This window comes from Paenibacillus sp. yr247 (assembly GCF_900103825.1).
GTDB lineage: Bacteria > Bacillota > Bacilli > Paenibacillales > NBRC-103111 > Paenibacillus_E.
In genome coordinates this window covers 17,558-43,409 of sequence record NZ_FNIF01000006.1, presented here as the reverse complement: position 1 = coordinate 43,409, position 25,852 = coordinate 17,558, and the positions used below count along the sequence as shown (strand labels likewise).

The window sequence follows — 25,852 nt, the reverse complement described above, 5'->3', positions numbered from 1 at the left end:
CTCTTCCATTTCCCCCAATAATTATGGGCAAGCGAAAGCCACCCGACCTCTAGGCTCGCTTGTCAGGTAGCGAAGCAGGAAACGCCGGAATCCCCGGTTGTTTTTTATTTGCCCATACACACTCTTGGTTCGATCATAAAGAGCTGCCGGGTGGCAGCTCTTTTGAAGTTGAACTATAGTTTCCCGTCGTAATTAACATTCCTTAAAAGAACGATTCAGGATTACTCAATCTGGTGGATTCGCAGGACTATGAACGTCCAATTCTTCCAGCAATTAATGAATCGCATACCTGCCCTCTTCAATGGAGAGGTTCATACCCCGCCTTGTCTTGGTGTTAATAAGTTGAAAGTTGGCTGTCGATGTGCCTACATTTAATATCGTAATTCGATCTGACAAAATGTTAATATCCAGATTTAGAGAATCCATTTCACTTGATTCCAAACGGTATACTTCCGGCAGATAACCACTGCTAAATCCTTCAATCGAATCGGACCATGCGTAATGCCCGGATGTAATACGATTATTACCCCTATATAATGGAACCGAACCGTCTTTGAGCAGTTTCTTACCTGAGACTGTTCTTTGACCTGATTCAAAATGGATATAAGCTAAATAACCATCTATCTCCAGAAGCAGCGCATGTTCCGCTTGATCGGAGAGCAGGGACACATTTTGATGGGAAAGAGCCGTCTCCTCATGAGTTTGATTTGGGAGGGCAACAACAATGAAGGGCTTTAAGGTCTCATTTTCATGAAACTCCACAGCACCGCCATCATTCATAATCAATATATCCTCTACCCCTTTCCATTTGGGATACACATGTTTGTTCACATAAGTAATCCCTGCGGATCCGTAAATCAGATAGCCGATTTCGTTATCAATATTTACATACGGATATTCTGGATAATTCTTTACCAGGTTGGGCTGATCCCCGTAGAACCCTTTAAACGTTTCGGAATCCCCCGGAAAATAAAGAGTTCTCTGGCCCGGAGCAAGATCGGGCATAGCCGAATAATTTTCATTACGGATCCCTACCATACCCGTTTTAAGTTCACGCACTTTACAAGCCTTAACGGCATGAAACTGTTCCGCATAAACGCTATTCCCATTTGGGAGGGCGACAAACGCGACATTCTGCAATAGCTCACGGTTTCCTCTGCCTATGGTAACAACGGCACCAAAACCATCCTCAAATGGGTAAATGCGTTGTTTCATCACGTCTCTAATGATAGATTCGTTCGTTAAACCGGGAGTTCCCAATGATTGTTCAAACTGAACTGTTCCCGTAAAGCTTGCGTATAGCGGAGTAATCGTCCATAAGCCCTTTTTAGGAAGACTTAAAGCCATTACATTGTTGCGCCAGCTAAAGCAACTAAAGCTTTCCTTCGTCCGATGTACGATGGTATTCCCGTATGGGTATTCATATACACCGGAAAGACGTGAAATCATTTCTGTTGGGTCGTGTGGCTCCACTCCTGGACCCCCAAAGACGTGGAGCAGGTAGGATTTTGTTAAATCAAGCGCTGAGCCCGGCTCCAAATCTTTGGCAAACTGAGCATGCGCAAGATTAATTACACACTCTTCTCCTTTTTCCTCTAATAGGCAGCCCCTTGAATTGCTTAGCTGAATCTTCTCAATGGAATCAAGTGCGCTTCGCTCAAACCTTGCTGCATCCGAATGATTGTGCAGCACATTCAAAATCGCATGAGTTAATTGACGCTCATGTTGGCGATTGTACCACCAATCCTGTCCCTGAACCGGAACAGCCAATCCGTCAAACTGCGCCCATATTTTAACCGTTTGATCGTACAGATTTACATTATTATGGACAGCACTGTCGAGTACTTCCTGCCCTCCCATTAAGGAGAGCGTGGCGTGGAAGGCCCGCAGATTCGTTCCTGCACATAGGTAGCTGGGATGTACAAAAGCATGATTTTCTGTTGTGAAGTCCGGGTGAAATGTGACCGTTTTTATTCGATTCCCTGCTGGTGTGTCAATAAGTCCGGATGGGTCTGCCAAGCGATCCTTATATGTAGTAACAGAGCTGATCGACCATTCAATGAATCCCTTCTTCCAAGCCGATTGATGTGGATGGTCCGGGAATAAAGCGACACCTGCGGCTATCCCTGCAGAAGTCCATGCGTTCTCTTCACACTGCGTATCGTAATAAGTTCCATTTCGCGGCTCTTCATCCGACCAGCGATCGGCGTAGCTTGCGACCATATTCTGCACAAGGATTCTGGTTTCATCGTCTAAATCATCCCATAGAAGCCACGCAGCATGTGCCAAGGAAGCTATGGATCTACCATTCTGGCTTGCCATGAAGAAGTTATCTCCTTCGCCGCCCCACTTCTTCTCACTGCAATAAGGATTGATCCCTTTAACCCTGACACAATCGCTCGGTCCTGTATCATGAGTAAAACCCGCGTAGCGAAGGCCCATGATGGCTTTCTGCTTCAATGTTTCACGGCTAATATCCGTTGCCTGTCTATCATAATCTCCAAGCTTGGCTAGTACAGCAAAAATGAACGAGCTCGCAGCCGTATCCGAGCAATACCAGAAATTTCCGCCAAAAAAGTGGCCGCTGTTTGGTTTTTCGTCCCATTTTTCAAATTGCTCATTAGCGAATGGGAGCCATCTTAATAAAATGTTATAAATGCGTCTTGACATTTCATTTTCCTTAGCATTTTCCCAACGGATAGGAGCTACCTTCCACACTCCAGCAGCCGGAGTAAATTCCATGATACCTACACTTCCTTATTAAGAAATAATTAAATGATTACAAAACTGCTTTGCGGCAAAGTACACCGTGCCGTCTTTCTGATACATGACTATAATGAGCTTGTTCACTTTCCGTCAGCGGAATCCAAACTACAACATTTTCACATTCCATAAGGCCTTCAATCATCGGGTTGCCTTCCTGGTCAATCTTGAGAATTTGCAGCTTTCTGCGTGCCCGCTCCCAATCGTTAATTTGTTTACCTGTCCAAAATACAAATCCTTGCGGTCTGGCTTGCCTAACAATGCTCCGAAGCCAGTCCCTGATAAATTCCTTGTTATGAATATGAATCGGATGGAAGCAAAAGTGGGCAACTCCCTCCACCCTCTTGGCTTGCTCGAGAAAAGGAGCGATAAGACTTGTATCTAAACTAAGAAAATCACCGTAAAGAAAGCTAATTTCAAGCACGTCATATAACCGGTTTTGTTCATCCGACCAGGCCATTGGAAAATAAGGATGACAGGTTCCAAATAGGAATCCAACATTTCCTTTTTTGCTGTTCCCTCTAGTTTGATCTGAGGCTACTCCATTGGCTTCACACCAACGAAACAACTCTCCCCAGCCCTCCACTCGCGTCAAATGATTCTTATTTGAAGAAATATGCTTAAGCCCGGTTGTTGCTCTAAACCAGTTCGCTTGCCGTTCAAACTCATCGGCTCCCCACCTGCCTTGATCCACAGGAACCGCGTTATAGTGAAGGCCGAGCTCGTCACCTGCTTGCAGAATTCGCTCATACATCGGCCTGCTGTACTCCTTCTCCATCATGCACCATGTAGCGGGGATTTCACATTCGCGGAGAAGCTGATACGTAGATTCCGCTTCTGTATCTCCCGTATGGTCACTGTCCAAGGAGATCAGAGCCACATGATCGATACCATTAGGCCAGTACCCGGTAAATGGCAGCGTCATGTCTTGACCAACAACTCGCTGTAGAAGATGGCTAATGAGAATTTCCCGCCACAAGTCCGCATAGGGATGGGCAAAATAAGGGACACCCGTCTCCGTCTTTACTCGGTCCAAATCCCAGTCCATTTCTGCTTGATCATCGGCTTTAAGCACGCCGTCGTTAACCGGACCTGTTCCGTCAGGCGCAGGATATCCATCCTCGAAAACGGGCTTTGTCCCCTGCATGAGGCCAACCACCGTATAAGGAATATTTATTGACCATCGATCAATAAACCCCTTTCCTACTGAAAATTGCTGAAGCGCATCGCCAGCGTGCTGCCCATTGGGATGGTCTTTTACGATCCGGCCGATTTCCCGTATAGGCTCGATCGTTTTCGTTTCTTGGACCTGATAAACACTGGGATTGTTCTTTGCTCCTTCTTCCTCACGGAGAGAATTGAGCTTCTGAATCCAAGGAGCGGCTTGCAAAAATCGGAGGGGTCTGCTTTCCTCGAAAAGGTCGGATTGCAGGTGAGCGTACCCTTTATCCGCTGGTCTTCCCAGCATATATCCAAATCTTTCGGCAAGGCTGTTTAATCCGGCATAGGAAATGACCGTTCCACCTAGTTCAGCAAATTCCCATACGATTGAAGCAGTGCCTGTATGCTCCTCCATCAAACCAATTAAAAGCACATCCAATTGGCAAGCTTTGATCTGATTCACATCCGTTAGCCATTGAAAGGAAATGCCTCGGTGTGCAAGAATTTCACCAAGAAATTGTTCGAATACATTGACTCCAAACTCCCAACGTCGTTTCGCCGCTTTTTCGTCTATCAGAATCCCTACTTTAGCCAGCTTCATGCTAACCCCCCTTATTCCTTTTCAAAATTTGCTAGGTTACAGCACGGATGACTTTCAACACGGCATCTGCGATTTGATGCATATCCTTCTCCCCGGCAAGAAGAACGTTTTGCATCAACCATAGCACTTCCTTATCGCAAAACCTCTCACTTATTGGACATGAATATACGCGCTCTTCACCAGTCCATTTTTTCGTATCCGCAATTACCGCCTTATTATGATTAAGTGATACATATCCCGGCTGAGCTGGAATCCCTTCCGCATTAAGCATATTAATCACACTCTGCTTATCAAGCCGATCGGCAAGCGCAGGGTCCAGCGCAAACATATACATATGCCTGCCATTAGCGGTGATCCGTGGATCCGTCTGCAGCAACCGAATTCCTTCAATTTCAGCAAAAAGCTCATTTAACAGTTTGGCATTACGCTCACGCAGAGCAAATTGCTCTTCAAAGCGGCTAAGCTGGGCCAAAGCAATCGCTGCCTGAAACTCCGTCATACGCAAATTCCAGCCAATTCGTTCGTGCTGATACCATTCGCCTTTGCGGATTCTCCCCACATTGGTAAGCGACCAAGCATGGTCGGCCACTTCTTCATCGTTTGAGAGCATAATTCCGCCCTCACCCGAAGTGATATTTTTGCCAAGTTGAAAACTGAATGATCCGATATCCCCAAGAGCCCCGACCTTGCGCCCTTCCCATTCTGCGCCAACTCCTTGCGCCGAATCCTCAATCAGTCGCAATCCATGCTTAGCCGCAATTTCTTTCAATCGCGTCATATTCGCGGGTGCACCTGCAATATGAACAGCGACGATTGCTTTTGTTCGAGGTGTAATCGCTGCCTCTACTTTCTCCGGGTCCAAATTAAGCGTTTCAGCTTCTACATCCACAAATACGGGAATGGCACCGAATATCAATGCGGATGTTGCAGTTGCAATAAAGGTATACGGCGGCATAATGACCTCATCCCCCGGCTGAACACCGACAGCTTGTAGGGCCACGGTTAACCCCATCGTTCCGTTTACCAGCGTGATTGCGTGCTTCGCCTGATGAAGTGCGGCAAACCTCTCCTCCAGTTCTACAAGTTTAATGCGGGTTCCTGATCCGCCCCATTTACCTGAGCGAACCACTTCGAGAATCAATCGTTCTTCTTCTTCACCAACAATCGGCCAGCTTGGAAAGGGGGCCGTTCTTACGGGTGTACCTCCGGTGATCGCTAATTTATCCATCTATTGTTCCATCTCCCTTGCTTGCTCTTTATGAAAGGATTTAATATTCCATTACATTTTCCTCAGTGAGCCTTCCGGCTTCGACGTCCAAACGTAATGTTTTCATTTCAAACTTGCCGAGCTCGACCTGCTGCTCGATTCCCAGCGCAGGCAAATGAATGACTGTAGAACGCGGTTGTCCGGTTGGTTCAAATAAGCGAATGATGTAATCTTCGGAAGCTTCCGCTTTCTTAAACGCAGTCATCTGCACCACATCGTCATTCAGAGTAATCAGCGGTTTAGGCAGCTCTCCGGCACCGGAGGGGAAATAGGTAAGGGCGTATGGCTTCTCATTATGTGCCAATGCCTCCCTATCCACGGAAGCAACTCGCTCCGCAAGCTCGGAGCCTTTAAACCAAAATGAATATTTGCGCTCTCCCTGATCCATTCGGTTGGAAAAGCGATCCCTAGGCATCGTATTGGTCTTCTTGCCTCCGGGCAGTGCTGAATACCCAGGAGAACGAAGCAAGGACAGCCTCATCTCCCCGTCTAACAAATCCGAGCCATAAATCCCATCATTCGTGCAGGTAAAAGCGACGTTGTGTGCCTCCGAGAAAACGCCGACCCATTTTTGCGATACAACTTCTCTTCCGTTATTTGGTAATTCATCTGTTCCATAGGCCACCTGCCCGCGATATTGGGCATCGTTAAAGAGGGTCGGTACGGCTAATTTCAACATGCTCTTTTTTTCATTCCAATGAACCAGCACATCAACCTGAATTTCCGTTCCCTGCTTCGGCAGCTTATAGGTTTGGCAAATAGAGGAATCGCCATATGTCATCAGAGCTTCTACGACGGTTCTCGCTTCCCCATCTTCAACAATTCTTACGCTGTCTATGGACTTTCCGGGAAGTCCTGAATATCGGGTGCCTTGTCTTTTGGACATCAGCCCAAAGCAACCTTTTTTCTTAGGAAAACTCTGGATCTGACTGCCCCAAGAATCATCTTGATCCTCCATAACGATGGGTTGAAACGCATTTTCCTTCAAATATGACACACCGCTGGCTATATAGAGATCGATCAAGCCCGTCTTCGTATTGATGACTACCTCAAGATCGTCGGTTTTGAACAAAATCTTTCCTTTTTCTGCTTGAAGCATCGGCTTGGGCTTCGCTGTCAAAAACTCAATCTTTACATCAAAACGATTCAATTGACCCGGCTCCAACTCGGCTGCAAAAACGGATCGTTTTCTCCAGTCGATATACAGATTGCTTACTTCCTTTTCCACCTGAGAAGGCAGCTTTAGTCCGTTCTTATACACAACTGGGTTCGCAAACTGATCCTTGGAGCCTTTGGGCAGTTGAAATTCACATTCAAATATCCCTTTTACCTTGTAAGGATGAGGGTTATATATGAAGATCGGAACTTCCCCATCCTCCGCCTTCTTCTGACCGGCAGTTAAAGCAAAGAATGCTCTGGCCTTCAGTCTGGATACGATCTCAAGTCCATGGTCCATTAGCCTTAATGAATGGTCTTCGACAAGCTGTATGGAGGATCCCGGCAAAATATCATGGAATTCGGCGATCATCAGATCTATAAGCGACTCTTGAATATCTTGCTGCGGATATGTCGTAAGCCCTTGCAATGCAGCATTGGACATCATCTTCTCCAGCATATAAATCTCATTTTCCAATAAGCGATGCTTTTGTTTGATGCGAATCTGCGAGGTATAGCAGCCAACTGCCCAAGGGTTCAAATCCTTCTCATATCTTGGCAATGCTTTACCACTTGCTTTCAATTCTATAAAATAATCCTCCGGTATGGAGTGTATGATTTCGAATTCCGTCGTTTTCTCCGCTAAAGCTTTCAGATTGTTCAAGTCGATTCTTGAGGGACCTCCTCCATGGTTGCCAATACCCCATAACACAAGCCCTTCTGATTTATCCTTATTGGCTTCCAACCAGCTCTCAACCTTAAGGTGTGCCTTGCCGTGGCCGGAAAGGTAGGCCTTAAAAGCCCGGTGTCCAACAACCTCCGACCCATCATAGCCAACCCAAATAAATTCTTCATCAGGGAGACTGCAATCATTCTCTGCAGGACGGCAAAAAATATACGAATCAAAGCCGGATTTCTCCATAATCTGAACTAAACCGCGTGTATGGCCAAAGGGATCAAAATTAATGGCTGTCTTCGGTTCCACGCCAAATTTTTCTCTGAAATAGTTTCTTCCTAATAGTATTTGTCTCACAAAAGACTCGCCGCTAGGCATGTTGCAGTCTGGTTGTAAATACCAGCCGCCCATAATATGCCATTTCCCCTGTTTGACCAGCCCTTGAATTCGCTGAAATAAACTGGGATCGTACTCTTCAATCCATTTATATAAGATCACCTCATTATGATTAAATACGAACCCCTCATATTCTTCGCAAAAATCAGCAGCTATGCGGAAGGTAGAAAGCGCCTCTCCTGCACCTTCTTCAATTTCCCATAACCATGCCGGGTCCAAATGAGCGTTGCAGATCAAATGTAGTTTGCGCACAGTTCTCCTCCTACGCCTATCGGTTATTTTATAAAACCCCCGACTTTTTAGGGTTCGGGGGCCTTGTTATTCACTTACCATCCTTATTTCTTGTGCATTTTGTTATACCATTCTGTTGCTTCTTTAATTAATTGATCGCCACCGCGCTTCTTCCAGTCCGCAACGAAATCATTAAATTTGTCAGCAGATTCTTTACCCGTCATAACCTTTGCTGCAAACTCCAACCACAATCCGTCATATTTCAATTCCGGATGTGCAACAGCAGACGGCATGGTCGGCATGTCGAGGCCATCATCAACTAAGCCTTCTTTTGCTGCCACAGCCAACGATTTGAGAATCATGTCACCACCGCCACCCGGCTTGTTTTTAATGTATTCCGGATCCGTCAGGTGCGTTTTTGGACCTGTGAAGTGAATCCATTCCTGGTGCATAAACTGCTCGCTGTTCCCTTGATCGGTTGTCGGATAGTTGTACTTAACCTTGCCGCCCTCTTCTGTGTAATCTGTACCCTTTAATCCATAGACGAAGAAGTCATCTTTCGCTTTGTCACCGGTTGCATAATACCAGTCAAGGAATTTAATAATGGCTGCTGGATCTTTTACATTTTTCGAGATAGTCCATACAAAATCGGACACCGTAGAGCCCATGGAATAAATGCCTCCCGGTTTACCGCTTGGTCCAACAGGTGAAGCAATAACAGCTATTTCCGCCTTCGGATCGCCTGCTTTTACAGAAGTGGCCCAAGAATCAGGCTGCGCTGAGGAATGTGCCCACATGCCAACAATGGCTTGAGCTTTGATTTTGGCATCCCAATCTTTCCCTTGATTCACCAAAACCTCATTATCAATGAGTTTCTCGGCGTACAACTTTTGGTAGATTTTCAAAGCATCAACCATCTCAGGACGAATAATGTTTGGAACGAGCTGTCCGTCAATAAATTTCCACGCTTGTGGTTGGACATCATAAGCGCCGAAGAAAGCATACCCAAATGATAGCTTCGCACGGGCAGAGAATGGAATCTCATCCTTCTTTCCGTTCCCGTTCGGATCTTGGTCGCGGAAGGCAGTTAGCATCTTGATATAATCATCTACTGTTTTGGGTTCTGCCATACCAATCTTATTCAACCAGTCTTTGCGGATATAAGTGACCGTGTCGACACGGATCGGGTTCGGCTGAGGAATGCCATAAATCTTGCCATCCTTACTTACCTTTGCACTATCCCAAGATTCTTGAGGAATATTTTTCTTAAGATTCGGACCATACTTGTCTATTAAATCGTTGAGTGGAAGAAGTTGACCAGCATCAATCGCAGGAGCGATCTGCGGTGTGTTAATCCCGTGAGTCTGCAGCAGATCAGGTAATTCCCCTCCTGCCATGAGCAATGTTAAGTTCTGCTCATAATTGGTATGTTGGATAAGCTGCAAATTCAGATCGACATTGGCAAGCTCCTCCAGCTTTTTCACATATTTATCACTATTGATGTCTGATGACTGTTCCACATATTTCAAACCGCCGGTTTCAAGCGCGACTTTAATCTTTGTGGGCTCTTGCTTCGGAACTGACGTTGCTTGACCAGAAGCTTGTGGTTGTTTGACCGGCTCCTCGGTTTTAGTAGAACAGCCATACAAAACACTTGTCATCACAGCAGCACACGACATAACAACGAACGGTTTTCTAAATTTCACTTTGACCTCTCCCCATTTCAATTTCAAAAGTGTTTTTTTATTATTCACCCTTTAACCGAGCCCAGCATTGAGCCTTTCACAAAATGCTTTTGAATCAAAGGATAGACAATCAGAATAGGTAAGGTAGCCACCATAATGGAAGCCATTTTCAACCCCTCAACCGATTGCACGGTAAGCAAAGCCGCATTATGCAACATTTGCTCCGCATCGTTCTGCACGATGAGCTGTCGAAGCTTAACCTGCAGCGGATATAAGTGAGGATTCCGAATGTACATCATGGCTGCGTAATAACCATTCCAGTGCGAGACTGCATAGAAGAGACCAATCGTGCTTAATGACGGTAGGGATAAAGGATACACAATACGAAACAAAGTCCGATATTCCCCACAGCCGTCTATTTTCGCAGAGTCAACAAGTCCTTCCGGAATGTTTTGGAAAAATGAGATCATAATAATCAGGTTAAATGCGCTAATCGTCCCCGGAATAATCAGTGACCAAACGGTATCTATCATTCCTAACGACTTCACTACCAGATAGCTTGGAATCATGGGTGCTTGGAATATCATTGTAAAGAGAATAAACAGCATGATAAATTTGCGTCCCTTTATATCCTTTTTAGTTAAGCCGAAGGCCATCAGGGATGTAAAAAACAAGTTAGAAGCGGTGCCTACAACTGTAACGAATACGGTAACCCCGATCGACCGCCATATATTCGGATCGCTGAAAACAGCACGGTAGTTATCTAAGGTAAATTGGGATGGCCAGAGTTGAACATCTCCCCTGTCAATCGCCAGTCCGCTGCTCAAAGATCCGGCAACAATATGAATAAACGGAATCAGCATGAGCAGCGAAGTCGCAATTAAGAAGATATAATTAAAGTTCATAAATACCTTTTGTAAAACAGTCGCTCGATTCATCTTGAGGCGAACCTCCTTTGCTAGTAGATAGAGTTGCCTGTCGCCTTTTTGCTTAACTGATTGGCAGCTATGATTAGAATAAACCCAACAACGGATTTAAAGATCCCGATCGCTGTCGTTGCACTGAATTGTGCGCCCAATAGCCCAACCCTATAAATATAAGTGTCAAACACTTCGCCCACATCGTATACAAGCGGATTCAGGAACATATAAATTTGCTCAAAGCCCGTATCCATAATGCTGCCAATTCGTAGTAAAAACAGGATTGCGATGGTTGGCAATATACTAGGTAAAGTGATGCTGAATACTTGTCTGAACTTCCCCGCCCCATCCATCTCAGCGGATTCATATAGCTCAGGATTAATACCGGCTAATGCTGCCAGGTAAATAATCGTCCCCCACCCGACTTCCTTCCAAATCCCGGATGAAACAATAATGGATCGGAAATACCCAGGCTCTTGAACAAAGAAGATAGGCTCTCCGCCAAAATATTTGATCATTTCGTTGATCATCCCCACCCTCGGAGACAACAGGTTAATGAACAAACCACCTACGATAACCCAGGATAAAAAATGCGGCAAATAGAGTACCGTTTGGATAATTCGCTTAAATAGCATCTTGCTAACTTCGTTTAGCAGCAGTGCTAGGATAATAGGCGCGGGAAATCCAAGAACAAGCTGGTACAAGCTAATGATCAATGTATTTTTAAGTACACGGTAAAATTCAGGATATGCAAAAAGATTCTCGAAATGTTTAAGCCCGACAAACTTACTATGAAACACGCCATTGAATATGTTGTAATCCTGAAAAGCGATAATGCTCCCGCATAGAGGGATGTAGATAAATATAATAAAGAATAAGAGTCCGGGGACAATCATTGAGTAGGTTTGCCAATTCTTTATGAAATAGTTCTTTTTTCTTGGTATCGCTTTCATCTCCACTGATTTCATTTCTTCCCCCTCGTTCTTCTTTGCTATAGATCCAACTATATCTACTTTTCATTTGCAGCAACAGGTCAATTTTTGCGAAATGTTGTGTTATTTTTACTTAAATAAAGAAACTGTCTTTACATACTCGTCTGCTTCCACGGCAGCTTTAGAAGCGTTCAGCACATCTCCCACATGATGACATGACTTTTTATAACATTCAACCCCTTAATAAAGTCTATTTGTGCGATTACGCTCGTTGTGATGTAAAACTTGAGAGTATACTTTAAAAAGTATATTCCTTATAATAACTAAGAGTAACTCTTGGGTGATTCACTCTAGCTTTAGGGACTTAGGAGGCAAAATGAAGCTAAGAAATAGAAAGTACCTTTCTATTAAAACAAAACTTGTTGTTTTAATCTTATTCTGTTTGTGTCTTCCTTTTTTAATACTTGGCACACTTTGGTATGAAAAATCGAGTGATATCATCGAAAACAATGCCATTCATTCCAACCAACAATTGGTTAGTCAAGTCAGCAATCAATTGGATTCCTACTTTGCCGATTTGGAAAGAAGCACCTTTCCTTTAATTATTAATCCGCTGATCCAACAATTCATGGAAATTGATCCTATTGACCAGTATCAACTGTTCAAGGTAACCCAACAAATTGAAAAAGAGCTGCTGCCCAACATTTTATTCGGCAGGTCTGACATCTCCGGCTTCTCCATCATTTCCAATAGCGGGATTGCAACAACTTATGGGGGAAACTTAGCCAGAGAACGAAATAAGAAGTATATGTCTGATCTGACGGATAGCGAAAGCTATAAAAACATGGGAATCAACGAGATTGATTCCGTCCCTATGTTAACAGTGACGCGTAAATTTCGCGATACATTGACCTATCAGACAAAAGGCATGCTAATCACTGATTTATATATAACCGAGATCGCTAAGATCGCCGAAACTGTGAAGCTTGGGAATGCTGGATTTGTATGGGTTATTGATTCCAATGGACGCATTGTTTACCATCCGGACAAACAAAAATTGGGTCAAGATGCTCCCCCAGCTTACCTTGATAATTTTAATAGACATTACGGAGAGGGCTTCTTCTCTGAGAAAATTGACGGACAGGAGAACCTTGTTGTTTTCCACAAATCGGCCTTAAATAATTGGATCATGGTCTCTGAAGTACCGATACATGAGTTAATTGTCAACCTGATTGAGATGCGTAATATGACTATATGGATTGGCAGTCTCCTCATGCTCTTTGTTCTCATAGTCGTTAGTGGATTTTCCCTTCAATTAACTCGTTCTTTATCTTATATACAGCGCCTCATGAAAAAGGCGGAACACGGAGATCTTACCGTCAGAGCCCCCGAACACAGACAAGACGAAATCGGTACTTTGAACCGCAGCTTTAATAAAATGGTGAGTGAAATAAGAAGATTAATTGAAGTCGTTCATACGTCCAAGCTGAAAGAAAAAGAAATGGAAATCAAGCAAAGAGAATCAGCACTGCAAGCGATGCAATCGCAAATCAATCCGCATTTCTTGTATAACACACTTGAGATTATTAACTCGTATGCCATTTTGGAAGGGGTTCTTCCGATCAGCCATATGGCGACCTCTCTTGCCAGTATCTTCAGATACAGTGTAGGTTACCCTAACCAAGTAGTTACCTTAAAGGAAGAAATCACTCATGTATCTACGTATTTTTCCATTCAAAAAGAGAGATATCGTTATTTTATAGCCGATATGGCACTGGACGATACGATGCTGACTCAGGTGCAAGCTGTAAGATTAATGATTCAACCCATGGTTGAAAACGCCTTCATCCACGGCTATGAGAAACATAAATTAAAGCCTGAGTATATCGGAATATCTGATGAAGTCACGAATCATTATTATATCCTACGAATTACAGATAAAGGGAATGGGATGCCTTCTGATCAAATGGAGAAGTACAATCGTCACTTTCTAGAGGAGTTCACGGTTTCAATCGAAGAGGCAGCAGAACCATCCTTTCATAGAATCGGACTTTTAAATGTGCATCATCGTCTTCGTTTAACTTTTGGTGCCCCTTACGGACTTTATATTGAAAAGTCCGATAAAGATGGAACAATAATCGCAATTAAACTCCCTTATAAGAAGGATTAAGGAGGACGAGCATGTATACGGTGGTCATAGTTGACGATGAACATATGATTAAACTCACGCTAAGAAAGTTAATTGATTCATCAGACATTCCCTTTCAAGTCGTTGGGGAGGCTGAAGATGGCCAGGAAGCGCTCACGGCCATTGAACAGTGGAACCCTAACCTTGTTATTACAGATATTCGTATGCCTGTTATGGGAGGATTAGAGTTAATTGAAGAGTCTAGAAGGCGGAATTTAAGATCGGAGTTTATTATTATTTCCGGCCACGATGATTTCACATATGCTCAGATGGCAATGCGTTTCGGTGTTGTAGACTACTTGTTAAAGCCCATAAGTCCTTCACAATTACAGGAGACTTTAGAGCGAGTGCTGAACCGATTTAAGGGCGATAAGCAATCGAAGCTTGAACGCAGTGAATGGATCTGGTATTGCAAGGAAAGAGCGCTCCCCCTTGTTAAGCATCTTGAACTGCTAAACGAAAATGAAGTGTTGGAGGAGTTAAAAGGCATCCACTCCGATCTTCTTGGTAATATTGTGGATAATGGTATGCTGAAGCAAGTTTATTTGGATCTCATGAGTTTAATAGACGGGGAAATGGATCAGCGGATCGGACACACCCGACGGCAGGAACCCGTAGATTTGTCCACCGTAGCGGAACGACCAGAATTCATTTATCATGCAGTAGAGACTCACATACTGAAGATGATTGAGGAAATTCGGCTTACCCGAAACTGGGGCAGCCATCAGAATATCAAACGTGCGAGCGAGTACATGCAAGAGCATTTTGCCAAAGAATCATTATCCCTTCAGGAGGTCGCAGATGTTATTGGCATGTCCGCTTCCTACTTCAGCCGATCCTTTAAAGAGGAATTCGGCATCAGCTTTATCCAATATTTAACAAAGCTTAGATTGGAGAAGGCCAAATCGCTGCTTTCTGATCCAAATTGCAAAACTTACGAAATCGCTTATTCAGTAGGCTACACGGACTACCCCCATTTCACCAAGGTATTTAAAAAATACTGGGGTCTCTCCCCTACGGAGGTTAAAAAAAGAATGTAATGATAAACGGAATGCACCTCCTTTATCGGGTGCTTCCGTTTATGAGGCCACCGTTCGATGCTACGGCAGCCCTCTTGATTAATAACAATCCCCAATCGTGCATTTTGATTCCGGTGGTCGAAACGTCGAGAACCTAGTCCCATACCTTTGTGCCCGGCCTAATTTATTATTTGATCTACAAATATTTTCCGATGGCCGACGGTAAAATCAATTTTTCAGCATCCCTTTCCCTTCGAAGTCGCGACCTAACCAAACTTTGCAGATCATCTATAGAAATGATGTACTGGTTGTTTTTCAGCACAATAGGCTTCTGAAGGTTGACATTCAACCCTTTTCAATCAATCAGTCAGCCATTTGGCTAAATGCCTCTTCACAAATTCATCATCGTTCAAATGGGGATACTCCCGATACACGCGGTCAATTTCCTCCATCTGTCCATTAGACAGTTCTTCTTCAGGATTTAAACACCAACGCCCTTCCAGAAGCCCCTGTCTCCTGAGCACTTCATGGATCCCGGCAATGCAGCCAGCAAACCCATGGGCAGAATCAAAAAATGCCGCATTGGAATCTGTAACCTCTATATTGCTCGTCAACCAGTCAAAGTTAAAACTCTCCCCATAACGCACAAGCTTTATTGCCTCCAGAAGCTCAACAGCCTTTTGCGTCCAAACGGACCAGTGTCCCAGCAGTCCACCCACTATTTTTTTCTCCATTTTTGTACCATTAACGACAAAGCGATAAGTGGTCAACAGATCATTTACAATATTATCGTCATTACCTGTATACAAAGCGATTTCATCCCGCCGCTCGGAATTACACACAGCGCGAACCACGTCTATCGTTTGATAACGGTTAAACGGTGCCATTTTGATAGCAGCCACACCAGGAATGTTCGCAAACTCTTTCCAAAAATCATAAGAAAGTACTCTTCCGCCGACAGATGGCTGCAAATAAAAGCCGAATATCGGGATGATATCCGCAATTTTTTCGATACGCTGCAGCAGTTCTTTCTCTGTCCAACTTTGAAGTCCTCCCATGCTGACTAAACCGAGATCAAATCCGAGTTCCACTGCTGCTTCGGCTTCGTAAACAGCCTGTTCCGTTGGCCCGCATATACCGGCTATCTGCAGAAATGGTCTGGTCAACACAGCTTTCTTAACTTCCTCGGATGCTAATTGAAGTACTTTTTCATAGAGATTATACTGCTTATCTCTAATTTCAAACTGTGTAGTATGGACCCCAACAGCGATTCCGCCTGCCCCTGCGGACATATAATAACGCGTTAAAGCTCTTTGTCGGCGTTCATCCAATTGTCTTTCTGCGTTTAAAGCAAGCGGGTGTGCGGGAATTACCAATCCATCATGCAGTGCTTTGTTCTTTTCCGTACTAAGAGGTTTTATTGGGCTCATCGATTAATATTTCCCCTCCCGCTCCTGGAAGTGAGTTGGTTTATTCCAAGTATGTCCATCGGCCATAACCCAATCTGACGTCCATTCGATCATCTGCTGCAGGGAAACCCGCGGATACCCAAATATCTGATGGGCTTTTGCAGAATTGCTCAGCAAAGCGGTTGGCGATTCTTCCCCCGTAAAGATAGGCTCCACGCCAAATCTTCGTGCAAACATACTTGTCACCCAACGCATCGATATCGTTTCAGGACCGGATACATTAATAACCTCCGGTGGATTATTGCTTATATTCAAGGAACGGATGGCATATTCATTGGCATCCCCCTGCCAAATACAGTTGAAATTACCCATGGTGATGTCAATAGGTTTCCCTGCTTTTACTGATTTAGCTATTTCCAAAAGCACCCCATAACGCATATCCACCGCATAATTAAGCCTGAAAATGGTCATGGGCGTCCTATTCTTAAGTGAAAAATGCTCAAAAATCCTCTCGCGTCCTAAGCAAGATTGTCCATATTCTCCTATCGGACCTGTCGCACTGTTTTCCGTAGGTCCTCCTTGAGAAACCGATGTGAACGGGTATACATTTCCTGTTGAAAATACAACAATACGAGAATTTTTATATTTTTCGGCAACACGGCCAGGGAGATAGGAATTCATCGCCCAAGTAAAATGTTCATTCCCCATCGTGCCGAATTTATTCCCCGCCATGTAGATAACATTCTTCACATCCGGCAGCTCCTGAAGCTGCTGATCGTTCAGTAAATCACAGGAAATCGTTTCAACCCCGTCTGCTTCTAGCTCTTGTTTTAATCCTGTAGAGGAAAAGCGTGAAGCGCCAATGACCTTCTTCTTCACTCCTGCTTCTTTTATGGCGTTCATGGCTAACCTTGCTAAACTAGGCCCCATCTTCCCCCCTATACCGAGCAGCAAAATATCCCCATCCAATGCAGCGATATCCTTAACTAAAGCGGGCGAAGGCTGCGCTAACTTTGTTTCCAACTCATGGATTGTTTTCATGTCAAACTCCTCTCTAATTACACGTCTATAACGTTATTTTAAAGAGGAGATTCATTAGAGACAAGTCTTTTAAATGTCTTTATATATTGAGGGCAAAGGTAAATACTATCCTTACACCTCCCCTAATTCATTATGCTTTCATCCAGAAAAATAAACTGAAATATTTGCCTTGGACGGCCTTTCGGCATTTTTTCCATGCCGCTTGTTTGGACTAATCCCGTATCTGACCACTCCAACAGCAATCGATGGGTGCTTCTTACTGTTATATTCAGCAGCGAAGCCAATTCTTGCACGTTATACTCTTTCTTCCCGCTGCGCGCATAGGATACAAGCAATTTACTTAAATAGGATGAGGTCAGATTTGCGTTTTCTGCTTTATGAATCAAGTCCGGATTTACGATTGACAAATCATTAACAAGGGCATCTGCCATCTCTAACGGTCCAAGGATGCCTCCATCTTCTCTAACAATAAAACAGGAGTTGCCTCGGGCTTCCTTCGATTTCCGCAGTGCTGATCTGGCATTTGAGCCCGCTTCATTGGCTGTTCTGCCGAATCCAATTCCGATACTTAAAGTTAATTGATACGATCTATAGATTTCCGATGCCAATGGCACTCTTTTATATCCTGCCGTTTCTTGTTCAAATATCCCTCTAGTTGTAAAAAATAAATATTCATCTCCTCCCAGATGAGTAAGATGACCTCTTAACGAATCCACATAATCAAGCAAAATTCTGTGAATATTGAGCTTTAGCTTTTGAATTTCATGTTCCGAGTCATGGCGATCGACGATTTTTCCAAAACCATCTACATTAATAAGACCTACGACAATCTGTGATTCCTTACTTTTCCTTGCGTCAGTCGATAATAGCGCTCTTTCTAGAGCAACAACAATGTCCTGTGTGGTTGGGACCACCCATTCATTAGGAATACCTAAATCATTTAATTCAGCCGAAATTGAATTTATTCCGGTGAGTGCACCAAACGCTAAGCCTTTGCTAAAACAATCTTTATGGAAATCCAACAACTGGTCTCTAGTAGGGTTGCTTGCTCCATCATAGCAAATGATTTGCAAATCTTGTTCGTCAAGTTCTTCTAAGAATCGTTTCACCATAATTGGACTTACCGTATCTAAACTTATTGCATTCCCATTCAACTTCCCAATCTTTTTTTGGAAGTTGTACAAAGCTTTATATAACACCGTTTCGTTATAACTGACATAATGAACGGGTATCACCGATTCCACTTTCTCCAATACTTTCCGGTAAGGCACTGGGCCGCATAATAACAATACCTCAACCTCATGCTTTATTTCATCCGACAAATCAGGTGTTTCCAATTCATTTCTTGAAAACCTTACAACGGGTTCAAACGTAGGGAAATTCTTAATTACCTTGACGATTCTGGAGACCATATCTTTGGGTCCGACAATGCCAATCTTAATCCCGGCATCCAGACTGCTGTGACTAACTATTTTTTGAAAAGTGTCCAATGATGCTCCCTCGCATTATGTCTGACTTATTACCCTAAGGTACATTTTAATTAAAAATATATCCTTCTCAGCCCATGCTGTCAAAATAAGAAACCGTACCATTCTTCGATAGAAGATGTTGCGGTTTCTTATAATATCCGAAAAGCTTTATTGCGTCTTCTTTCTTATTGCTTGTAGACAAGCGGTGATAATGACCCGGCTGCAAGGTCTCCGGGACCAAGGCCTGGGAATCAACGCTCTAGATCCCGTCTTCTAGCATTGCAGTCAGGCCGATTAAGTAAATCGCCAATAGGATGCTGGACACCATTACAAAAATACTGAACACTGATTTTTCGCATATTCTCAATACCTTTATGCTTTGTTTATTGGCTTCTATCATTACTCGATAGCCTTCTCCTAATAAGCTCTCGTTCACCATTGATTGAATGAAAATTATTGTAAAATTACATTTAGGTGTTGTTTTATTTTCTCCCAGCGCCTCTACGGATTGATTATTTAATCCTCAGTCCACTCTCTACTCAGCTCTGCCTTCAACACATCTTTATAGCTGATCCAACCCCAGTCCTCAATTCCATTAAACGGATCAACAGTGTCAACTCGGAATTCGCCGTGTTTGCTGCGCGTCACAATGCCCATAATGGTACGTGGCTGAAACTCACCATATAATGTGAGTTCAACAGTCTTCTTATACATCTGCGACTGACTCAGCGTTGATGATATGATTTGCACTTCCTGCTCATCAAGTACTAGACGCTGGATGCGTTGCATTTCTTTCTGGTTTCTTATTGCAGATTCTTTATGTTGAGGAAGCATCATCCGACTAGACTCCCATAAACCGTTCCGTTCTAGTTTCTTGCTCATCGATAATGCCCTCCAATTTTTCCAGCTCTGTCTACCGCGAGACCGGCTTTCATCAGACTTGATGCGCGGATGAGTGCCGTACTACCAAAACGGTCTTTAATACCATCCACGACACGATCAAGCTCACGAACCTTTGTAATATCTTCGAATAAATCCAATTGCGTGATCTCTTCATCAGCAAGTGATCCGAGCGTGACGCCGACTTTACGCACAGGTAGACCATTCCAATTACGATGAAATATCTCGCGAACAGATCTATATACTTTCAGCGTATTATTCGTACACAACGGCATTTTCCGTTGCTGACTAAAACCTGTTGGTGCATCGTATGGCGAGCACATGCAAAAGACATGAACAGTTCCGCTCGTAAACCCTTTTGCTCGTGCATCCCGACATACCTCCTCGGTTAATTCCAACAGTACAATATCAACTTCCTCCGCGGTCGTATAGTCTCGTGGCAAAGTCATTCCATGCCCGATTGATTTAGGCATTACGTCAAACGTTCCTGGTGTGACTGGACTGTCATCTAATCCATTGGCAGTACGCCACATCACCTCAGCCTGTATGTCTGACTGTTTACCAAAACGAGCTCGAAACTTCTGCTTGAGTGTCGCAAGAGGTGTCCTAGCAACATGACCTATTGTCGTCATGCCGAGTGCGACGAAGTGGCGAGTCATACGCGATCCAACTCCATACATCTTATCAACGGTTAGTGGCCACAACTCACGCTCCACATCTTCTTTTCCAAGTGTAAAAATACCATTTACGTTCTTCTTTGCGAAATTATCTGTCGCTTGCTTTGCAAGTATCTTGGTCGGTCCAATACCTACGCGGATACGTATGTTCATAGAGGCTGCAACTTTTTTTTGAATCATGATTGCCAACTCTTCAGGTGAACAATGGAAATGTTTAAGTGAACCTGACACGTCCAAAAACTGTTCATCTATTGAAAATACCTCTACCAAGTCCGTATATTCCTTGTAAATGTCAGTAATGGCAAGTGATACATCTATATAACGTTGCATATGAGGACGCATTACGATAGCGTTTGGACACAATTGGAGCGCTTCACCAAGCCGCTGCGCTGTACTAACTCCAAAGCTTTTAGCGATTGGGCATGCCGCCAAAATAATACCTGATCTCCTAGCCGGGTCCCCTGCCACAACAACAGGAAGATTTTCGAGACCCGGATGAGTCGCCTTTTCAACACTTGCATAGAACGACTGGCAGTCCGAGAGGAATATTGTCCTCTCACGTTTCTCGCTCATCACAACGCCCTCCTCATATTCATGAGCGTGGTCATAAGCTCGGCCTTGACCAAGCTGCGAAGCATTGTGAAATGATGAATGTAGCCGCGGACCTTATATTCAACGTTAATCCCTACTGCATTCGTGGTTGTGTTTAGTACTTTGATATCACGCTTTTTCATACTGCTCTTAATACTTTGTAATTGGGGATAAATCACTGTCTCAACCTCTCTCAAATAATAAAGAACATGATTATAAACGATTTTATCCTTATTAACTTTGAGTTCCTCCATATCTCTTGTTAGCATATCGAGTAAAATAGGTAACAATGTGAATTCTTTAATAATTTGAACATCCTCTTCATTCTCAACTCTTAAATCAACTCTCATATTTCCCACCACCATACGCGAACGTGTATTCGTGTTTTTTATTATATACCGAACACGTATTCGTTATGCAAGTAAAATTTATGGAAATCAAATTGGGAATTAAGTATTCTGATTACAATATAATTCTGAAAGATTAACTGGATCATTGACAAATCATGTCAAGGATTGAAAGAACAATCTATAGAGGTTGATATCTTCCGTAATAGAGAGTTGTGGATCCATCAACGGAACTTATAAGGGTATATCACGAAGAAATTAATAGTAGATGTCCAGAAGTAATAACGTAGTATTGCCTACGGATCTGCGGCTGAAGTATACACTTTTAATAAAATGTTTTAATTTATCGATGTTTAACAGCCGTTAAGATTACATCTCGTTCAGTGTGAGTTAAACGATTGAGGTTAAGGAAGACAATCTGAATTAAAGAAATAACGCCAGTGTAACGGAGATTCCGCTGCACTGGCGTTATTTTATTAACTCGCTAGTATATTCAAAAACTCTCGCGATAATTGCTCGCTGTTCGTCATCCTTTACGTAGAAGCAATGCCGTTTCCAATCAAGGAGTCACAAGGCCCCGTTAATATCTCCGTTATTTGCCGCTAAATATACACGCTCGACCTCTATCATTGAAGGCACACGTTGATGCTTCCTATGAAAACCGATAATTTTCGATAGCTCCGCTAAATCGTAAGTCATTAATCCTCCGTTATTAAGACCGAATCTGCGAGTAAATAATACGCTTCTTGATCCGTTCCGAATACGATAACGCGCCCATCGCTGTCGTAGTCCATATCGTTTACTTCTGTATAGAATAGCGTTGATACGTTGCCCGTCCTCTTGCTGATTACGTGATATTTCATCGTGCACGCCTCCCTGTTTCATCTAACAACGATTATACAGCAAAGCTATTTCGCGAAGATGCGGGAATTAATGGATCAAAGCTCATCTTGTTCGTTGAAAATAATGTTTTAGACTGGGGTTGCTGATCCCATGAGGTTTGTATAATAACAAAATCGGCAGCCTTGGACGAGAAATAAAGTCCTTAACTACCGCTGTTTTATTGAGCTATCGTTTTTCGTTAGTTTAATAAGCTATAAACGTACCATACTGCTTTCACCTGAAAATAGCTCTAATTCTTTTGTAATTATTTCTTTCATTTTAGTCGCACAGTTCTCACTACAAAGTGCAAAAATCCCATCCTGTCCATCATTTCTTTTTGCTTCTGAATCACCGGCTACAACTATTAAAGGAACACTTGTATTTCTAGTTTTTAAATGTAATGAAATTATCCTTCCATCTTTCTCATCAAAATCAACCCCCGAAGCAAACTTGACACTTAGACCGTAGCAGGGTTTATCTTCTTTAATTTTCTTCATACACCATGAGCATCGTAGCATCACTAATGCCTCCTAATTCTTTAAATACTTTTCATGTTTTTTTACTATAGCTTCCATTAGTGCAAGAACAATTGACTTTAATCTATTGAATCAATGACTGACTTAATCATATACAAACGCATGGAAGTAAGCGTCCCCTGATATGTAAACACATTCCTTTGTATTAAACAACGAATTCGCCACTCGATTAAATCATCTCTAATTCGCTGTTTCTGACGCCCGATGATTTCACCCACTAATCTCACAGCATAGAAAAAACCATCGCTTTTACGATGAAATTTTTCTCGAGAAATTCTTTTAGCTCGTTCTATTATCTCTTGATCAAAATAATCTTCGGGTACCGTTTCGACTTGACGGTTCTTGCGTAATCTAAGGTTGCCATTATCCTCAAGGAGCCGATTCCAATTCGTTAAATATCGCGACCTAGCACGCTGGGAAAGAATTTTCGCATCTTCCATAAGTGAAAACAATTTCTCTGGAGACACTTCTCCAGTTGAGCGTGGTCTGAACTTACCATATCTCTTGTAATAAGCTTGGGAAACCATGACAACCGACACAGGAATGGAATTTGGTAAATTAGCCAATAAACACATAAACCCTGTTTGTTCTGATGAGCTGTCTCCTACCCAAAACAAGATCGAGTCATCATCGGTGAGTATATCCGCCCATCGGCAGATATTCGCCCTTACGTTTTTCCAACATTTTGGCTAAAAGTAGGATGACGAATACTTTTGCTAGTTCAGATGGCTGAAACTGCATAAAATGAAGATTAATCCATCGTGAGACCCATTGATGTTCAGGCCTTTAAACATCACAAAGATTAAAAGCAGAATGCCAAATATATATAGGTAAACGGATAAATGACGTACAATACCCCGATAATCTAACATGGTCAGGACCAGCATTGGCACAAACATGGCAGCAAACATGACCAAGTTATTCACATGCAGCCCAGCAAATTTCGTATTATTCGTGGCGCTGTAAATCACTATTGTGCTGATAGCCATAAAACATAACAATAAGGCGATTATAATAAGATCAATTTTTTTCGCTCTAAGCACCAGCTCTTTGATCATGCGCAGCTCTTCCCTCTCTAGAGAGATTTAGTAAGATGCCGATACTCGCCATGCTAATTAGTAAAGAAGATCCCCCATAGCTAATTAGCGGAAGAGGAACACCTGTAATGGGGATACTTCCAGTAACGCCGCCTAGATTAATGAGTGCTTGAACACCAATAAGAGATACTATTCCTATACCAATTAACGTTCCGAACAAATCAGGACATCTCAAGGCTACAATGATGCCTCTCCAGATAAACAAGATATAAATGGTTAAAAAAATGAAACATCCAATAAAACCGAACTCTTCTCCTATTGTTGCAAAGATAAAATCCGTATGTGCTTCAGGTAAGTAAAGCAACTTCTCAACCCCTTTGCCGAAACCTGCCCCTATCAGTCCCCCATGCCCGAATGCTAATAAAGATTGAACTAATTGGTAGGAGGAGTCCTGAGAATCATTCCATGGATCGAGATAAGCTGTGAATCGTTGAAGCCTGTAACTCTTTGCAAGGACAATTCCAATTGCAATTGGAAGCAAGGAAAGACCAATTCCAAAAAGTTGCAAAAGGTTTGCCCCCCCGACAACAATCACAATAGCTGCTGCGATCAGGATCACGAGGTCGGAGCCAATGTCCGGTTGCAGCATGATTAGTCCCAGAACAAGACCAACAATGATAAATAGAGGGAGAATACCTTTTTTGAATTGCCGGATATTCTCCCCCTTTTTATTGATTAGAGCTGCAAGATAGATGATTAATCCTAGTTTTGCAAACTCTGTAGGCTGAATACCAAAAGAACCCACACCAAACCAGCTACGATGTCCGTTAATTTTTGTACCGAACACAATAACAAGCCCTAATAAAATAAGAATCAAAACAAAAATGGGACGAGACCATTTTTGAAACATTTGATAAGGTATATTCATCACTATCAACATTGCAAATGTACCAATAAGCCCCCATATCGCTTGTCTCTCCGTAAAATAAATAAAAGAATGGAACTTCCATGAGGCCGCTGCTTCACTAGAGCTAAACACCATTAAGATACCAAAGCCAACAAGAATACAAGTTAATAACAAAAGTAGAAAATCAGGTCGTCCCTTCAAAGATTTCTTCAGCCTACTCGCCTCCACCTTTCTTACTTATTCCTATCATAGGATGTTGAATAAAACTAATCAATGGTGTCCACAAATGTTCCATATCTGACCCCATTTTCCGTCATTGACGTGAAGTATATCGCGGTGTTACAAATAAAAATTTCCACTTTTATAGGCATCTGCCGTCTCTGTGGCATATGCTATTGCAAAAGGAGGCTTTTTAACATGTCTTGGATTACCATATTGGCACTTTCTCTTTCATCAAGTATTGATAACTTCGGTGTCGGCATCTCTTATGGCATACGTGGTATTCGCATTGGTTTATTCTCAAATTTTGTAATTTCAATTATTGCTTTTATTTTCAGTGAAGTTGGTATCTTATTTGGACAATATCTTTCTACAGTTTTCCCAGGAATATTATCTACAATAATCGGAGCATTATTTCTGCTTGTTATAGGTCTAAGGATTATTTTGCTTGCGGTTCCGAAGAAAAGAAAAACAACTTTATCAAAATCAAATGAACGTGAATCTTCTCATACCATTAGCGGATATTTGAGTTCACCTGAAAAAGCCGATCTTGATCAATCAGGAAATATTAGCTTTTTTGAAGCCATTGTTCTTGGGATTGCTGTATCTATGAATGCTCTAACAAATGGACTAGGTGCAGGATTAATTGGTCTTTCGCCACTTGCAATATCACTATCTGCCGCTGTATTTAGTTTCTTTGCAATTTGGGGCGGCATTGTTTTAGGCCGGAAGGTTTCAACTGTACGAATCGGTTCTTGGTCTTTAGGTCAATTCAGTACTATTCTCAGTGGAATTATTTTATTGTTGATCGCTGTGAAGTCTTTGTTCTAGGTGGAAATTGAA

The 25,852-nt window shown here is 42.8% G+C and carries 23 protein-coding genes; 3 read left to right on the top strand and 20 right to left on the bottom strand.

The features are described from left to right. Window positions 1-273: 273 nt before the first annotated feature. The 7 genes from BLT91_RS13960 to BLT91_RS13930 all read right to left on the bottom strand — a co-directional run bounded on the left by BLT91_RS13960 (window position 274) and on the right by BLT91_RS13930 (window position 11,823). Window positions 274-2,742, bottom strand: coding sequence for a hypothetical protein (locus BLT91_RS13960; RefSeq protein WP_090821855.1), 2,469 nt, complete (start codon window positions 2,740-2,742; stop codon window positions 274-276). A gap of 37 nt (window positions 2,743-2,779) precedes the next feature. Beyond that, the gene (locus BLT91_RS13955; protein ID WP_175532297.1) at window positions 2,780-4,525 is read right to left on the bottom strand and encodes a polysaccharide deacetylase family protein; all 1,746 of its coding nucleotides are present in this window, start codon (window positions 4,523-4,525) and stop codon (window positions 2,780-2,782) included. 31 nt (window positions 4,526-4,556) lie between these two features. Continuing rightward, the gene (locus BLT91_RS13950; RefSeq protein ID WP_090821853.1) at window positions 4,557-5,753 is read right to left on the bottom strand and encodes a DegT/DnrJ/EryC1/StrS family aminotransferase; all 1,197 of its coding nucleotides are present in this window, start codon (window positions 5,751-5,753) and stop codon (window positions 4,557-4,559) included. A gap of 40 nt (window positions 5,754-5,793) precedes the next feature. Continuing rightward, window positions 5,794-8,271: a glycoside hydrolase family 38 N-terminal domain-containing protein gene (locus BLT91_RS13945; protein ID WP_090821851.1), complete on the bottom strand. Its 2,478-nt coding sequence runs from the start codon at window positions 8,269-8,271 to the stop codon at window positions 5,794-5,796. Between the two features lie 83 nt (window positions 8,272-8,354). Further along, the gene (locus BLT91_RS13940) at window positions 8,355-9,956 is read right to left on the bottom strand and encodes an extracellular solute-binding protein (RefSeq protein WP_254776942.1); all 1,602 of its coding nucleotides are present in this window, start codon (window positions 9,954-9,956) and stop codon (window positions 8,355-8,357) included. 44 nt (window positions 9,957-10,000) lie between these two features. Continuing rightward, a complete protein-coding gene (locus BLT91_RS13935) occupies window positions 10,001-10,873 on the bottom strand; it encodes a carbohydrate ABC transporter permease (protein ID WP_254776941.1) in 873 nt (290 codons plus the stop codon). Window positions 10,874-10,893: 20 nt separating this feature from the next. Further along, window positions 10,894-11,823: an ABC transporter permease gene (locus BLT91_RS13930; protein WP_254776940.1), complete on the bottom strand. Its 930-nt coding sequence runs from the start codon at window positions 11,821-11,823 to the stop codon at window positions 10,894-10,896. 340 nt (window positions 11,824-12,163) lie between these two features. Here BLT91_RS13930 and BLT91_RS13925 point away from each other — a divergent pair, with 340 nt between their 5' ends. After that, window positions 12,164-13,957 carry a cache domain-containing sensor histidine kinase gene (locus tag BLT91_RS13925; RefSeq protein ID WP_090821849.1) on the top strand — a complete coding sequence of 598 codons (1,794 nt, stop codon included), beginning with the start codon at window positions 12,164-12,166 and terminating at the stop codon, window positions 13,955-13,957. 11 nt (window positions 13,958-13,968) lie between these two features. Then, entirely contained in the window at window positions 13,969-15,015 is a 1,047-nt protein-coding gene (locus BLT91_RS13920) for a response regulator transcription factor (RefSeq protein ID WP_090821847.1), read from the top strand. Between the two features lie 338 nt (window positions 15,016-15,353). Here BLT91_RS13920 and BLT91_RS13915 read toward each other — a convergent pair whose 3' ends face one another. The 13 genes from BLT91_RS13915 to ftsW form a co-directional block, all read right to left on the bottom strand. Next, complete coding sequence (locus BLT91_RS13915) at window positions 15,354-16,424, bottom strand: dihydrodipicolinate synthase family protein (protein ID WP_090821845.1); 1,071 nt, start codon at window positions 16,422-16,424, stop codon at window positions 15,354-15,356. 3 nt (window positions 16,425-16,427) lie between these two features. Further along, complete coding sequence (locus BLT91_RS13910; protein ID WP_090821843.1) at window positions 16,428-17,444, bottom strand: NAD-dependent epimerase/dehydratase family protein; 1,017 nt, start codon at window positions 17,442-17,444, stop codon at window positions 16,428-16,430. A gap of 122 nt (window positions 17,445-17,566) precedes the next feature. After that, the gene (locus BLT91_RS13905; protein ID WP_254776939.1) at window positions 17,567-18,934 is read right to left on the bottom strand and encodes a GTP cyclohydrolase IIa; all 1,368 of its coding nucleotides are present in this window, start codon (window positions 18,932-18,934) and stop codon (window positions 17,567-17,569) included. Window positions 18,935-19,429: 495 nt separating this feature from the next. After that, complete coding sequence (locus BLT91_RS13900) at window positions 19,430-19,795, bottom strand: YolD-like family protein (protein WP_090821841.1); 366 nt, start codon at window positions 19,793-19,795, stop codon at window positions 19,430-19,432. Next, entirely contained in the window at window positions 19,792-21,063 is a 1,272-nt protein-coding gene (locus BLT91_RS13895; protein WP_090821839.1) for a DNA polymerase IV, read from the bottom strand. The genes BLT91_RS13900 and BLT91_RS13895 overlap by 4 nt, the downstream gene beginning before the upstream one ends. Continuing rightward, window positions 21,063-21,431, bottom strand: coding sequence for a YhjD family protein (locus tag BLT91_RS13890; protein ID WP_090821837.1), 369 nt, complete (start codon window positions 21,429-21,431; stop codon window positions 21,063-21,065). The genes BLT91_RS13895 and BLT91_RS13890 overlap by 1 nt, the downstream gene beginning before the upstream one ends. Before the next feature lie 564 nt (window positions 21,432-21,995). Beyond that, a complete protein-coding gene (locus BLT91_RS33525; RefSeq protein WP_302847492.1) occupies window positions 21,996-22,127 on the bottom strand; it encodes a hypothetical protein in 132 nt (43 codons plus the stop codon). Continuing rightward, the gene (locus BLT91_RS31600) at window positions 22,127-22,291 is read right to left on the bottom strand and encodes a hypothetical protein (RefSeq protein WP_175532296.1); all 165 of its coding nucleotides are present in this window, start codon (window positions 22,289-22,291) and stop codon (window positions 22,127-22,129) included. The genes BLT91_RS33525 and BLT91_RS31600 overlap by 1 nt, the downstream gene beginning before the upstream one ends. A 231-nt stretch (window positions 22,292-22,522) precedes the next feature. Further along, the gene (locus tag BLT91_RS13885; protein ID WP_254776938.1) at window positions 22,523-22,807 is read right to left on the bottom strand and encodes a hypothetical protein; all 285 of its coding nucleotides are present in this window, start codon (window positions 22,805-22,807) and stop codon (window positions 22,523-22,525) included. Between the two features lie 98 nt (window positions 22,808-22,905). Then, window positions 22,906-23,463, bottom strand: coding sequence for a DUF3658 domain-containing protein (locus BLT91_RS13880; protein ID WP_141224986.1), 558 nt, complete (start codon window positions 23,461-23,463; stop codon window positions 22,906-22,908). A gap of 10 nt (window positions 23,464-23,473) precedes the next feature. Then, window positions 23,474-23,587, bottom strand: a complete 114-nt coding sequence (locus BLT91_RS33860; protein WP_141224985.1) for a hypothetical protein — start codon at window positions 23,585-23,587, stop codon at window positions 23,474-23,476. After that, window positions 23,563-23,904 carry a hypothetical protein gene (locus BLT91_RS13875; RefSeq protein ID WP_090821831.1) on the bottom strand — a complete coding sequence of 114 codons (342 nt, stop codon included), beginning with the start codon at window positions 23,902-23,904 and terminating at the stop codon, window positions 23,563-23,565. The genes BLT91_RS33860 and BLT91_RS13875 overlap by 25 nt, the downstream gene beginning before the upstream one ends. Next, a complete protein-coding gene (ftsW, locus tag BLT91_RS13870; RefSeq protein ID WP_254776937.1) occupies window positions 23,882-24,991 on the bottom strand; it encodes a putative lipid II flippase FtsW in 1,110 nt (369 codons plus the stop codon). The genes BLT91_RS13875 and ftsW overlap by 23 nt, the downstream gene beginning before the upstream one ends. 216 nt (window positions 24,992-25,207) lie before the next feature. On the opposite strand from ftsW, the gene ytaF reads away from it, so the two are divergent. Further along, a complete protein-coding gene (gene ytaF, locus BLT91_RS13865; RefSeq protein WP_090821830.1) occupies window positions 25,208-25,840 on the top strand; it encodes a sporulation membrane protein YtaF in 633 nt (210 codons plus the stop codon). The last annotated feature ends 12 nt before the right edge of the window (window positions 25,841-25,852 follow it).